This window comes from Pseudomonas sp. CAU 1711 (assembly GCF_039888625.1).
In the GTDB taxonomy this organism is placed as follows: Bacteria; Pseudomonadota; Gammaproteobacteria; order Pseudomonadales; family Pseudomonadaceae; genus Aquipseudomonas.
The window spans coordinates 297,400-310,237 of the sequence record NZ_JBDQQT010000002.1 but is presented as its reverse complement, the minus strand read 5'-3'; the positions used below and the strand labels follow the sequence as shown (position 1 = coordinate 310,237).

The 12,838-nt window shown below is 66.9% G+C and carries 9 protein-coding genes; 2 read left to right on the top strand and 7 right to left on the bottom strand.

The genetic code is table 11. The features are described from left to right. Positions 1 to 90 precede the first annotated feature (90 nt). Both acs and pgi read right to left on the bottom strand, forming a co-directional pair. Positions 91 to 2,028: an acetate--CoA ligase gene (gene acs / locus AAFN46_RS03535; RefSeq protein WP_347807309.1), complete on the bottom strand. Its 1,938-nt coding sequence runs from the start codon at positions 2,026 to 2,028 to the stop codon at positions 91 to 93. 109 nt (positions 2,029 to 2,137) lie between these two features. Then, positions 2,138 to 3,802: a glucose-6-phosphate isomerase gene (gene pgi / locus AAFN46_RS03530; RefSeq protein WP_347807308.1), complete on the bottom strand. Its 1,665-nt coding sequence runs from the start codon at positions 3,800 to 3,802 to the stop codon at positions 2,138 to 2,140. A gap of 291 nt (positions 3,803 to 4,093) precedes the next feature. Between pgi and AAFN46_RS03525 the strand changes: the two genes are divergently transcribed. Further along, positions 4,094 to 4,882, top strand: a complete 789-nt coding sequence (locus AAFN46_RS03525; protein WP_347807307.1) for a transporter substrate-binding domain-containing protein — start codon at positions 4,094 to 4,096, stop codon at positions 4,880 to 4,882. A 248-nt stretch (positions 4,883 to 5,130) separates the two neighbouring features. Beyond that, positions 5,131 to 6,876 carry a methyl-accepting chemotaxis protein gene (locus AAFN46_RS03520; RefSeq protein ID WP_347807306.1) on the top strand — a complete coding sequence of 582 codons (1,746 nt, stop codon included), beginning with the start codon at positions 5,131 to 5,133 and terminating at the stop codon, positions 6,874 to 6,876. Positions 6,877 to 7,037: 161 nt separating this feature from the next. On the opposite strand, the gene panC is transcribed toward AAFN46_RS03520, so the two are convergent. From panC to AAFN46_RS03495, 5 genes are all read right to left on the bottom strand, one after another. Next, complete coding sequence (gene panC / locus AAFN46_RS03515; RefSeq protein WP_347807305.1) at positions 7,038 to 7,886, bottom strand: pantoate--beta-alanine ligase; 849 nt, start codon at positions 7,884 to 7,886, stop codon at positions 7,038 to 7,040. Continuing rightward, complete coding sequence (gene panB / locus AAFN46_RS03510; RefSeq protein WP_347807304.1) at positions 7,883 to 8,683, bottom strand: 3-methyl-2-oxobutanoate hydroxymethyltransferase; 801 nt, start codon at positions 8,681 to 8,683, stop codon at positions 7,883 to 7,885. Before panB ends, panC begins: the two co-directional genes overlap by 4 nt. A 138-nt stretch (positions 8,684 to 8,821) precedes the next feature. Continuing rightward, positions 8,822 to 9,325: a 2-amino-4-hydroxy-6-hydroxymethyldihydropteridine diphosphokinase gene (gene folK / locus AAFN46_RS03505; RefSeq protein ID WP_347807303.1), complete on the bottom strand. Its 504-nt coding sequence runs from the start codon at positions 9,323 to 9,325 to the stop codon at positions 8,822 to 8,824. Then, positions 9,325 to 10,740: a polynucleotide adenylyltransferase PcnB gene (locus AAFN46_RS03500; RefSeq protein ID WP_347807302.1), complete on the bottom strand. Its 1,416-nt coding sequence runs from the start codon at positions 10,738 to 10,740 to the stop codon at positions 9,325 to 9,327. Before AAFN46_RS03500 ends, folK begins: the two co-directional genes overlap by 1 nt. Before the next feature lie 671 nt (positions 10,741 to 11,411). Then, positions 11,412 to 12,821 (bottom strand): sigma-54 dependent transcriptional regulator, encoded by a 1,410-nt coding sequence (locus AAFN46_RS03495; protein WP_347807301.1) that lies wholly within the window; start codon positions 12,819 to 12,821, stop codon positions 11,412 to 11,414. Between the last annotated feature and the right edge of the window lie 17 nt (positions 12,822 to 12,838).

The following is a 12,838-nucleotide window of genomic DNA, read 5'->3' as shown; positions in this document are numbered from 1 at the left end:
GTAAAGGCGAAAGCCTAACCGACTCGGCCGGGCCCTCATACTGGCTCGCTTGCCGCTTGCAGGGGGCGGTCACCCGCCTTGCTGCCGCGGTCAGCGGTTCAGGCGCTGCCCGATCAGGCTGTCGACCACCGAGGGGTCGGCCAGGGTCGAGGTGTCGCCCATGCTGTCCAGCTCGTTGCAGGCGATCTTGCGCAGGATGCGCCGCATGATCTTGCCCGAGCGGGTCTTGGGCAGGCCCGGGGCCCACTGGATCAGCTCCGGCTTGGCGAAGCTGCCGATCTCCTTGCCGACCAGGGCCAGCAGCTCCTGCTTCAGCGCGTCGCTGGGCTCCAGGCCCTTCATCGGCGTGACGAAGGCGTAGATGCCCTGGCCCTTGACGTCGTGCGGGTAGCCGACCACCGCCGCCTCGGCCACCGCGTCGTGCAGCACCAGGGCGCTCTCCACCTCGGCGGTGCCGATGCGGTGGCCGGAGACGTTGATCACGTCGTCGACCCGCCCGGTGATCCAGTAATAGCCGTCCTCGTCGCGGCGCGCGCCGTCGCCGGTGAAGTAGTAGCCGGGGTAGGGCTTGAAGTAGGTATCGATCATCCGCTGGTGGTCGCCGTAGACGCTGCGGATCTGGCTCGGCCAGCTGGCCTTGATCGCCAGCACGCCGGCACCCGGGCCCTCGATCTCCTGGCCCTGGTCGTCGAGCAGCACCGGCTGCACGCCGAAGAACGGGCGGGTGGCCGAACCGGGCTTGAGGTCGGTGGCGCCGGGCAGCGGGGTGATCAGGATCGAGCCGGTCTCGGTCTGCCACCAGGTGTCGACTATCGGGCAGCGCCGCTCGCCGACCACCTGGTAGTACCACTCCCAGGCCTCGGGGTTGATCGGTTCGCCGACCGAGCCGAGCAGGCGCAGGCTGGTGCGCGAGGTGGATTTCACCGGGCCTTCGCCCTCGCGCATCAGGGCGCGGATGGCGGTGGGCGCGGTGTAGAAGATATTCACCTGGTGCTTGTCGATCACCTGCCAGAAGCGCGAGGCATCCGGGTAGTTGGGCACGCCCTCGAACATCAGGGTGGTGGCGCCGTTGGCCAGCGGCCCATAGACGATATAGCTGTGCCCGGTGACCCAGCCGACGTCGGCGGTGCACCAGTAGACATCGCCCTCATGGTAGTCGAACACGTACTTGTGGGTCATCGCCGCGCCCAGCAGGTAACCGCCGGTGCTATGCAGCACGCCCTTGGGTTTACCTGTGCTGCCCGAGGTGTAGAGGATGAACAGCGGGTCCTCGGCATCCATCGGCTCGGCCGGGCAGTCGGCACCGGCCTCCTTGAGGGCCTGGTGATACCAGATGTCGCGGCCTTCGACCCAGGCGATCTCGCCCTGGGTGCGCTCGACCACCACCACGGTGCTAACGTCCGGGCAGCTCTGCAGGGCCTTGTCGACATTGGCCTTGAGCGGGATGTACTTGCCGCCGCGCACGCCCTCGTCGGCGGTGATCAGCGTGCGGCAGTCGGCATCGAGGATGCGGTCGCGCAGGGCGTCCGGGGAGAAGCCGCCGAACACCACCGAGTGGATGGCGCCGATGCGTGCGCAGGCCAGCATGGCGTAGGCGGCCTCGGGGATCATCGGCATGTAGATGCACACCCGGTCGCCCTTCTTCACGCCACGGCTCTTCAGCACATTGGCCAGGCGGCAGACGTTGTGGTGCAGCTTGTTGTAGGTGATATGGGCGGACTCGGCCGGGTTGTCGCCCTCCCAGACGATGGCGATCTGCTCGCCGCGCTTTTCCAGATGGCGGTCGATGCAGTTGTAGGCGACGTTGAGCCGGCCACCCTTGAACCACTCGGCCTGGCCCTTGGCCAGGTCGCTGCTGTGCAGTCGCTGCCAGGGCTCGAACCAGTGCAGGAACTGCCGGGCCTGCTCGCTCCAGAAGGCTTCGGGCTGTTCGATGGACTGCTGGTACAGACGCAGGTACTGCTCGTTGTCCAGGAGCGCGCGCTGGCGCACCTCGTCCTTGACCGGGTGCAGGCTGATTTCAAGCATGGCGGGATCCCTGTTCTTGTTGTGCCACGGAAGGGCTAAGGGTGCACCCAGGCCCGCGTCCGTTCAAGCCCCGCGCGAGCCGGCAAGGGCTCGACGCGGGACTCGGGCATCAGCCACGGTGACGGCCGCGGAAGAAGTCGATCAGGCCCTGGGTCGAGGCATCCTCGGCCGCCGGCTGGTCCCAGCCGGTGAGGCGCTGGTAGACGCCCTTGCCCAGCTCCTTGCCCAGCTCGACGCCCCACTGGTCGAAGGCGTTGATGCCCCAGATCACGCTCTGCACGAACACCTTGTGCTCGTACATGGCCACCAGTGCGCCGAGGCGCCGCGGGCTGATGCGCTCCAGCGCCAGGGTGTTGCTCGGCCGGTTGCCGGGGATCACCTTGTGCGGCGCCAGGCGCAGCACTTCGCTCTCCTCCAGGCCCTGGGCGCGTAGCTCGGCCTCGGCCTCGGCGCGGGTCTTGCCGCGCATCAGCGCCTGGCTCTGCGACAGGCAGTTGGCGTACAGCCACTGGTGGTGGTCGGCGACCGGGTTGTAGCTGACCACCGGCACGATGAAGTCCGCCGGGATCAGCGCGGTGCCCTGGTGCAGCAACTGGTGATAGGCGTGCTGGCCGTTGCAGCCGACCCCGCCCCAGATCACCGGGCCGGTCTCCAGGCTCACCGGGCTGCCGTCCTGGCGCACGCTCTTGCCGTTGGACTCCATGTCCAGCTGCTGCAGGTGCTTGGTGATGTTCCGCAGGTAGTGGTCGTAGGGCAGGATGGCGTGGCTCTGCGCGCCCCAGAAGTTGCCGTACCAGACCCCGAGCAGGGCCAGCAGCACCGGCATGTTGCGCTCGAAGGGGGCGCTGAGGAAATGCTGGTCCATGCTGTAGGCGCCGGACAGCAGCTCCTTGAAGTTGGACATGCCGATGGCCAGGGCGATCGGCAGGCCGATGGCCGACCACAGCGAGTAGCGCCCGCCGACCCAGTCCCACATGGGGAAGACGTTCTTCTCGCGGATGCCGAAGGCCAGCGCCGCCGCCTTGTTGCTAGTCACCGCGATGAAGTGGCGATAGAGCTTCTCCTCGCTACCGCCGCGGGCCAGGTACCAGGTGCGCGCGGCCTGGGCGTTCTTCAGCGTCTCCAGGGTGCCGAACGACTTCGACGAGACGATGAACAGGGTGGTCTCGGCGTTCAGCTTGGATGCCAGCGCGTGGAATTCGCTGCCGTCGATATTGGCCAGGTAATGGCAGCGCACGCCGCGCTGGGTGAAGGGCAGCAGCGCCTCGGAGACCAGCTGCGGACCGAGGAAGGAGCCGCCGATGCCGATGTTGACCACATCGGTGATGGCCTTGTCGCTGTAGCCGCGCCACAGGTCGCTGTGGATGCGCCCGACCAGATCGGTCATCTGGTTGAGCACCCGGTGCACTTCGGGCATCACGTTGATGCCGTCCACCTTCACGCAGTCGCCGATGGGCCGGCGCAGCGCGGTGTGCAGGGCCGGGCGGCCCTCCGAGGCGTTGATCGGCTCGCCGTTGAACAGGGCCTCGATGGCGTCCTGTAGCCCGGCCTCGCGGGCCAGGCGCACCAGCAGCTCGCGGGTCTGGTCGTCGAGCAGGTTCTTCGAGTAGTCGAGCAGCAGCCCGCAGCCGCTCACGGAGAAGCGTTCGAAACGCTTGGGGTCGGCGGCGAAGGCTTCGCGCATGCTGAAGCCCCGCATGGCCTCGCGATGCTTGCGCAGGGCCTGCCAGGTGGGCAGGGTGGTGACGTCTAGCGGCTGCTGGTGATAGCCCATGGGCTGCGTTTTCCTTGTTCTGCTGTACGGCGGTCGGGCATGAAAAGCCCGGAAGGATCCGGGCTCCGAGTTTAGCGGTATGCGGTGCCCGCAGGCGACCCGTGCCGGAGGCGCGCCACCGGCGGTCATGTCCGGTACGCGTGGTTGGAGGCTGCCTGGCGCGGTCGTCGGCCGGCTATGGGGTGCCCCCTTGCTTGTTCTTTTATTGCTGCTTGGGCCTCCGTTTCCCCTCTCCCTGGGCATGAGCAATCCGCTAGAGTTGCTGCAGCCCAATCATTGAGAGCAGACACTATGGCCAAGACCGAGGCCGAGCTAACTCGCAGGCAGTTCGTTGCCTTGTGTGCCGTCAGCCTGGTCAGCGGCAACGGCTGGGGCGGCGCCGAAAGCGCTCCCCTGAGTGTGGCCTATGCCGATAGCTATCCACCGATCAGTCAATTGGAGGGTGATCGAGTCAGCGGCTTAATCGTCGAGCTGCTGAACCATGTGTTTACTCGTCAGCTAAAGATAGCGGTCGAGCACTTTGGCTATCCGTGGCTGCGCGCGCAGCACCTGGTGAAAAACGGCACGCACGATGCCCTGTGTGCCACGGCTACTGCAGAGCGTCTCGAATATGCCGTCGCCTCACAAGAGATTGTCCTGACGCAGCCTTACCGGGTGTTTGTGCGCAAGGATCACCCGAACCTTGAAGCCTTTGCCCGGGTTCGCTCGCTGGGCGAGCTGCATGCGCTCAACCCCAGAGTGATCTCGTTTACCGGCAATGGCTGGGCGGGCAGGAATCTGCAGGGCTTCGACCTGGTCGAGGGACCGTCCCCCAACGTTGCTATGGGCATGCTGGTCGGCGGCCGGGGCGATGTCATCGTTGAGAATATTGCGGTCGGCAGGCACTGGTTGCGTAGTCACCAGGCCGAGGCCGAGATACAGATGCTCAACCATGACCTGAGCAAAACCGATTGGCAGTTGTTGATTAACAAACATTCGCCTTGGCTGAACATACTGCCGCACTTCGATGTCGCCCTGCGCGCCTTCAAAAGCCAGCCGGCCTATGCGGAAGTTTTGGCGCGCCATGGCGTGAGTGGTTGAGCGATTCGCACCTTTGACGGCCTGCACGGCTGGGCGTGGTGCCGTCCGCTTGTCGGTTGGCGGGCTAGCCGGGCCCCGGGGCGTGTGGCAGTCGCCGGTGCTGTTCTACGCTTACTAACAGGTCGTTGCCGCACAGCCGCGCGCGACATCCAGACCACTATCCGTCTCTCAGGAATGGGCAACTCAGCACTCGGCTGCGCCCTGCCATGCACAGGATCTCTCCGCTCTTGTCATGAGGCCGACCCCCGATGGATATCAGCAGTTCCTCGAAAACCACCCCGCTTGCCCTGTGCGCCCTCGCGGCCACCTTCATCGCCCTGCTCTACAGCTTCCTGGCCATGAAACAGGCCTCCTCCGAGCTACGCGAGGTCAGCGAGAATCGTTACAACTCCTATCTGCTGGCGGATGAGCTGCGACAAAGCTCGGATGACCTGACCCGCCTGGGGCGCACCTATGTGGTGAGCGCCGATCCACGCTACGAGCAGCAGTACCTGCGTGTGCTCGACATCCGCAACGGCAAGGTTCCGCGGCCGGAGAAATACCACCGTATCTACTGGGACTTCGTCGCCGCGGGGATCGACAAGCCGCGCCCCGACGGCCAGACCATCGCCCTGGCGGAGCTGATGAAGCAGGCCGGCTTCACCGACAACGAGTTCGCCAAGCTGCGTCAGGCCCAGGCCAACTCCGACGGCCTGGTGCAGTTGGAGGTCAAGGCGATGAATGCGGTCAAGGGCCTGTTCGAGGATGGCCAGGGCGGTTACACCCGGCGCGCCGAACCCGACCTTGAACTGGCCAGGAACCTGCTGCACAGTCCGGAATACCACCGCTACAAGGCCGACATCATGAAGCCGGTGGACGAGTTCTTCGCCCTGCTGGAGGAGCGCACCGGAGTGGCGGTACAGCGCGCCGACCGGGCCCTGGCCAATGCCCAGTACCTGTTCGTCGCGGTGCTGTTGGTGCTGGTCGGCGAAGTGCTGCTGCTGATCTACCTGGGCCGCCGCCAGACCCTCTCGCGCCTCGGCGCCAAGCCGGCGGTGCTGGACCATGTGCTGGGCGAGATCGCCGTCGGCAATCTCGCCGTGGCCATTCCCGAAGCCAGCGAGGACAGCGCCCTGGGCCGCGTGCGGCTGATGAACGAGCGCTTGAAAACCCTGATCGGCGAGGCCCTGAGCACCAGCGAGCAGCTGCATGCGGCCGTCGGCCAGGTCGGTGAAATGGTCGACAACACGGCCGCGCGGGCTGCACAGCAGAACCAGATGACCGAGCTGGTGTCGACCGCAGTGCACGAGATGGGGCTGACGGTGCAGGAAATCGCCCGCAACGCCAGCAGTGCGGCGCAGTCATCGCGCACGGCGAGCGACGAGGCGCAGCAGGCCCGGCAGGTGGTCGGCGAGTCGTCCCGGCACATCCAGAACATGGCGGACGAAATCGGCAATGCCGCCCAGGCGGTGAGTCATCTGGCCGGGCAGGTGTCCTCCATCGACCAGGTGCTGGCGGTGATCCGCGGCATCTCCGAGCAGACCAACCTGCTGGCGCTGAATGCCGCCATCGAAGCGGCGCGGGCCGGCGAAATGGGCCGCGGCTTCGCCGTGGTGGCCGACGAGGTGCGTACCCTGGCCAGCCGTACCCAGGCCTCCACCGACGAGATCCAGCAGATGATCCAGGGCCTCAAGCAGGGCGCCGATAGCGCCGTCCACTCGATGCACGCCAGCCAGGCCGCGACCGGCACAGGCGTAGAGGCCAGCCGGCACACCGGCGAGTCGCTGCAGGTGATCAGCCAGCAGATCGATCACATCAGCGATATGAACCGCCAGGTGGCGACGGCCACCGAGCAGCAGTCCTCGGTCACCGAGGAGATCAACCGCAATGTGCAGAGCATCGCCGACATCGCCCATACGACCACCGCCGAGGCCAAGCACTGCCAGGAAGATTGCCGCACCCTGCGCCGCCTGGCCGACGACCTGGCCAGCCGCATGGGCAGTTTCCACCTGTAGTGCGCGGCTCGCCGGCTAGATCGGTTGGCGAAACCGGTTGAGTGGTCAGGGAGTGAGCAGCCCATCTGCCCTCTGCTCCTCTGGCAGAAGCGCTGCGTGCGGCCCGGAAGAGCCGATACCCCTCTGCATTCGCTGAGAGGGGACTTCGCATGTGGCCGGGCCTACAGCTCGAACGCCAGATTGTCGATCAGTCGCGTATTGCCTAGGAAGGCGGCGGCCAGTATCACCAGTTGCTGGTCGCCGTCCCGGGCCGGGCGCAGGGCGGTGGACTCGCGCACTTCCAGATAGTCCGGGCGCAGGCCGGCCGCGCTCAGCTCGGCCTTGCCGCTTTCCTGCAGTTTGGCGAAGTCGCGTTCGCCGCCACGAATGGCCTCGGCCAGCTGGCGCAGGGTGCGATACAGGGCCGGTGCCTGGGCGCGCTGCTCGGCGCTCAGGTAGCCATTGCGCGAGGACAGGGCCAGGCCGTCTTCGGCGCGCACGGTCGGCTCGCCGATGATCTGCACCGGCATGTTAAGGTCGCGCACCAGGGTGCGGATCACCGCCAGCTGCTGGAAGTCCTTCTCGCCGAACACGGCGATATCCGGCTGGACCATGTTGAACAGCTTGGTCACCACCGTGGCCACGCCCTCGAAGTGACCGGGGCGGCTGGCGCCGCACAGACCCTCGGAGACGCCGGGCACGCTGACCCGGGTCTGGCCGTCCTGGCCGTGCGGGTACATTTCCTCCACCTCGGGGTGGAACAGCAGATGGCAGCCGGCGCCGACCAGTTTCTCCTGGTCGGCGGCCAGGGTGCGCGGGTACTTGGCCAGGTCTTCGTTGGGGCCGAACTGCAGCGGGTTGACGAAGATGCTGGCAACCACGAAGTCGGCGCGCTGGCCGGCCTTCTCCACCAGGGCGACGTGGCCCTGGTGCAGGTTGCCCATGGTCGGCACGAAGGCGATGCGCTTGCCCTCGCCGCGCGCGCGCGCCACGGCGGCGCGCAGTTCCAGTACGGTCTTGACGGTGTTCATGCGGAGAATCCGTGTTCCTCGGCGGGGAAGCTGACGTCCTTCACGGCGCGCACATAGGCGGCGAAGGCAGCCTGCACGCTGACCTGGCCCTGCATGAAGTTCTTCACGAACTTGGGCGCGCGGCCGGAGAGCGACAGGCCGAGCAGGTCGTGCATTACCAGCACCTGGCCGTCGGTGGCGCTGCCCGCGCCTATGCCGATCACCGGAATCTTCACCGACTGGGTGATCTCGGCGGCCAGTTCGCTGGGCACGCATTCGAGCAGCAGCATGGCCGCACCGGCCTGTTCCAGGGCCATGGCGTCGGCCCGCAGCTGGCGCGCGGCGGCGTCGCCGCGGCCCTGTACCTTGAAGCCGCCGAACAGGTTGACCGCCTGCGGGGTCAGGCCCAGGTGGGCGCACACCGGCACGCCGCGCTCGGCCAGCAGGCGGATCGGCTCGGCCAGCCAGGCGGCGCCTTCCAGCTTGACCATATGGGCACCGGCCTGCATCACCGCGGCGCAACTGGCGAAGGTCTGCTCCAGGCTGGCATAGGCCATGAACGGCAGGTCGACGAGGATCAGCGCACCCTGGTTGCCGCGTTTGACCGCGGCGGTGTGGTAGGCCATGTCGGCGACCGATACCGGCAAGGTGCTGTCGTGCCCCTGCAGCACCATGCCCAGGGAATCGCCTACCAGCAGCACTTCCACCCCGGCCTGGCAGGCTGCCTGGGCGAAGGTGGCGTCGTAGGCGGTGAGCATGGCGATCTTCTCGCCCTTCTGCTTCAGGCCCAGCAGGGTGCTTACGGTTACATCAGGCATTGGAGCTTCCTCATCAGCGGGCCGGATTCCGGCGCTTGTGGCACCTGCTCGCGGCCTCTTGGGCGACGCTGTCTGCGCCGCCTCGGGCAACGGGACGCCTATAGTCCCGATGGGGGGGCGTGAAGTCAATCGCGGGTGTTACCGCGCTGTTACGTCGTTACCGAGGCGCTCCAGGCCGGCAAACGGGCAGGCCTGCAGCAGCTCGCTCAGGGTGCGGCCGTCGGCCAGGCGCAGGTCGGCGGGGGCGATCTCCGCCAGCGGGTAGAGGACGAAGGGGCGCGCGTGCATATGGTAGTGCGGCACGCTCAGGCGCTCCTCCGCAATCAGGCGTGAACCGAACAGCAGGATATCCAGATCCAGGGTGCGCGGCCCCCAGCGCTCGGCCTTGCGCACGCGGCCCTGCTCCAGCTCGATGCGCTGCAGGGCGTCGAGCAGTTGCAGCGGTTGCAGCGCGGTATCCAGCGCGGCCACGGCGTTGACGTAGCGCGGCTGCTCGGGCGGCCCCAGCGGGTCGCTGGCATAGAAGGAGGAGGTGGCCGCCAGGCGCGTGTCCGGCAGCTCGGCGATGGCGGCGAGCGCCGCCTTCAGTTGTTGCAGCGGCTCGGCCAGATTGCTGCCGAGGCCGACATAGACCCTTTCCATCATTCGCCGGCCGGCCCGTCGCCGCGCGGGCCACGGCGGCGGTTGCGTCCGCCGCGGCGGCGCTTGCGTGCCGGCGCGCCTTCGCCGCCGTCGTCCTGCGGGCGGTTGCCGAGGTCGCGGATCATGGCGCGGCGCTCGCTGTCGCTGGCGTCCTGGTAGTCGGTCCACCAGTCGCCGAGGCCGCCGGTCTCTTCGCCGGCCTCCTCACGCAGCAGGAGGAAGTCGTAGCCGGCGCGGAAGCGCGGGTTCTCCAGCAACAGGTCGGCGCGCTTGCCGCTGCGGCGCGGCAGGCGCTCCTGCATGTCCCAGATCTCGCGAATCGGGATAGTGAAGCGCTTGGGCACGGCGATGCGCTTGCACTGCTCGACGATCAGGTCGTGGGCCGCCTCCTGCATGGCCGGGATCGGCGGCATGCCGCGCTCCTGCAGCTGCAGCACGCGTGCCGGCAAGGCCGGCCAGAGCAGGGCGGCGAACAGGAAGGCGGGAGTGACCGGCTTGCCCAGGGCGATGCGCTCGTCGGTGTTGGCCAGGGCCTGGCGGATCAGCGTGCCAGCGTACTCGGGGTCGCGCTCCAGGGCGCGGGCGCTGGCCGGGAACAGCGGGGCGAACAGGTCGTACTCGAGCAGCAGCTCGAAGGTGCGCTCGGCATAACCGGCGAGAAACAGCTTGAGCACCTCGTCGAACAGGCGCGCGGCGGGGATGTCGCGCAGCATCGGCGCCAGGCGGCGGATCGGCGCGGCGCTGTGCTTCTCGATCGCGAAGCCGAGTTTGGCGGCGAAGCGCACGGCCCGCAGCATGCGCACCGGGTCCTCCAGGTAGCGCAGCTCGGGGTCGCCGATCAGGCGGATCAGGCGGTTGCGGATGTCGTGCACGCCGTGGGCGTAGTCCAGCACACGCTCGCCGCTGACGTCGAAGTACAGGGCGTTGATGGTGAAGTCGCGGCGCTGGGCGTCGCTCTCCTGATCGCCATAGACGTTGTCGCGCAGGATGCGGCCGCTCTCGTGGCGCGCAGACTGGTGGCTGTCTTCCTCGTCGTCGCCCTGCGGGTGATTGCTGCGGAAGGTGGCGACCTCGACGATCTCGCGTCCGAAGTGCACATGGGCCAGTTTGAAGCGCCGGCCGATCACCCGCGCGTTGCGAAACTCGGCACGCACCTGCTCGGGTGTGGCGCTGGTGGCCACGTCGAAATCCTTGGGTTGCACGCCGATCAGCAGATCGCGCACGCAACCGCCGACCAGATAGGCCTGGTAGCCGGCCTTCTGCAGGCGATCCACCACGCTGACCGCGTTGCGGCTGAACTGGCCGCGCTGCAGCGAATGCTGGCGCGGGCCAAGCACTTCGGGCGTGCTGCGGTGGCGGGGCTGGCGCTTGAGCGAGAGGGGCGAGCGAAGGGACTTGAACAGCTTTTTCAGCATGGGAGGCACTGTTTGCAGGAATAAGCGGCCGGAATTGCCGGTAACCGCACGACTGGCGCGGATTCTAGCATCGGGAGGGAGAATGATGGAAAAGGCAGGCTGGGGGCGACGCGGGGAGTGAAGCTACCGGGGGAGCCGAGGCTCCCCCCCAAATAGGTGCGTGCTTTGTTTTTGTTATTGTGGCGGGCCTGTTGTTTTTGTTGTCGGCCCGTTTTCGGTAGCCCAAGTCGGGTACCAGGAGCAAACGGATTGCTTTGGATGCTGATATTGCCGTGATCCTTCCATGATCCAACCAGAACGGGCGCTGCTTCAGTGCAGTTTTTGTTGTTCTCGGCCTGGTCGCGGGGCGAACCCCAAAGGCACATCCTCTCCAAAAGAATCAGTTAGCTGCGCCTCCGCGTTGTTGTTTTTGTTGTGCTGGAGTCGATTCGTATTGTTGTTGTTATGAGGTTTTCAAGCGTTGTTATTGTTGTTGTGCCAGAGATAAAGCAGAAGCCGTGCCAGTTTTTAAGAATCCTTATTTATCAATAGTTTGCGTGCGATGTGTCCGAGGTGTGGGCAGAAAAAAGCCGGGTTTCCGTTACCGATGAACCCGGCTTTTGTTACGCGATGTTTGATCTAGGGTAACAGCGCGGAACTTGCGGCCCGCGCGCTTGTCACCGCCGCGCGGCTCAGGAGCCGGTGGCGGCCCCCGACTTGCGCCGCGGGATACCCAGGCGCTGGCGCCGCTCCCACAGGCACTTGCGGCTGATGCCGAGCTTGCGGGCCAGTTCGGTCTCGGTCATGTGGTCCTGGTGTTCCAGGACGAAGTGCTGGAAATAGTCCTCCAGAGACAGGTCCTCGGTCGGCTCGTGGTTGCCGCCGCCCTGCTGCGCGGACTGCTCGAAGTCGAGGTCGTCCAGGTCATCCAGCTCGATGTCGATGCCCAGCAGCTCGGCGGAGATTTCCATGCCTTCGCAGAGAATCACCGAGCGCTCGATGGCGTTCTCCAGTTCGCGCACATTGCCCGGCCAGGGGTAGTGCCGGATCGCCTGCTCGGCATCCTGGGCGAAGCGCAGGCCGTCGCGGCCCATGCGCTGGCACTGGCGGGCGAGGAAGGCCTGGGCGATCTCCACCACGTCGGCGCCGCGCTCGCGCAGCGGCGGCAGGCGCAGGGCGATGACGTGCAGGCGGTAGTAGAGGTCTTCGCGGAACTGGCCGGTCTTGGCCAGGGTCTTGAGGTCTCGGTGGGTGGCGGCGATCAGGCGCACGTCGACCTTCTGCGACTGCACCGAGCCGACCCGGCGGATCTCGCCTTCCTGCAGCACGCGCAGCAGGCGGGCCTGGGCCTCCAGCGGCAGCTCGCCGATCTCGTCGAGGAACAGGGTGCCGCCGTCGGCCGCTTCGACCAGGCCGGCGCGACCGGCGCTGGCGCCGGTGAAGGCGCCCTTCTCGTGGCCGAACAGTTCGGACTCGATCAGGGTCTCCGGAATGGCCGCGCAGTTCACCGAGATCAGCGGCGCCTTGGCGCGCCTGGACAGGTTGTGCAGGGCGCGGGCGACCAGTTCCTTGCCGGTGCCGGACTCGCCCTGGATCAGCACGTTGGAGTCGGTCGGCGCGACCTTGCGGATCTTGCCGTAGAGGTCCTGCATGGCGGCGCAGGAGCCGATGATGCCGATCTCGCCCTCGGCGGCGGCGGTCTTGCCGGACGACTTGCTCGGCGCCTCGGCGGGCGGGTTGCGCCTGGCTTCCTGGTGATCGCGCAGGATGCGCGCCACGGCCTGCAGCATCTCGTCGTGGTCGAAGGGCTTGGCGATGTAGTCGACCGCGCCCATCTTCATCGAGTCCACCGCCGAGCGGAGGCTGGCGTAGCTGGTCATGATCAGCACCGGGGTGCCCTCGGCCAGCTTGATCAGCTCGGTGCCGGGGGCACCGGGCAGGCGCAGGTCGCTGACCACCAGGTCGAAGGAGGGGATGCTGTAGCGCTCCTGCGCCTCCTGCACCGAGCCGGCCTCGCTGACCTGGTACTGGTTGCGTTCCAGCAGGCGGCGCAGGGCGGAGCGGATGATGGTTTCGTCTTCGACGATGAGGATGTGCGGCATTGATTCTCTCTCGACGG

Bases quoted from the DNA above. Each gene is read 5' to 3' on its own strand.
- acs (WP_347807309.1), bottom strand. From the start codon at position 2,028: ATGCTTGAAATCAGCCTGCACCCGGTCAAGGACGAGGTGCGCCAGCGC.
- pgi (WP_347807308.1), bottom strand. From the start codon at position 3,802: ATGGGCTATCACCAGCAGCCGCTAGACGTCACCACCCTGCCCACCTGG.
- AAFN46_RS03525 (WP_347807307.1), top strand. From the start codon at position 4,094: ATGGCCAAGACCGAGGCCGAGCTAACTCGCAGGCAGTTCGTTGCCTTG.
- AAFN46_RS03520 (WP_347807306.1), top strand. From the start codon at position 5,131: ATGGATATCAGCAGTTCCTCGAAAACCACCCCGCTTGCCCTGTGCGCC.
- panC (WP_347807305.1), bottom strand. From the start codon at position 7,886: ATGAACACCGTCAAGACCGTACTGGAACTGCGCGCCGCCGTGGCGCGC.
- panB (WP_347807304.1), bottom strand. From the start codon at position 8,683: ATGCCTGATGTAACCGTAAGCACCCTGCTGGGCCTGAAGCAGAAGGGC.
- folK (WP_347807303.1), bottom strand. From the start codon at position 9,325: ATGGAAAGGGTCTATGTCGGCCTCGGCAGCAATCTGGCCGAGCCGCTG.
- AAFN46_RS03500 (WP_347807302.1), bottom strand. From the start codon at position 10,740: ATGCTGAAAAAGCTGTTCAAGTCCCTTCGCTCGCCCCTCTCGCTCAAG.
- AAFN46_RS03495 (WP_347807301.1), bottom strand. From the start codon at position 12,821: ATGCCGCACATCCTCATCGTCGAAGACGAAACCATCATCCGCTCCGCC.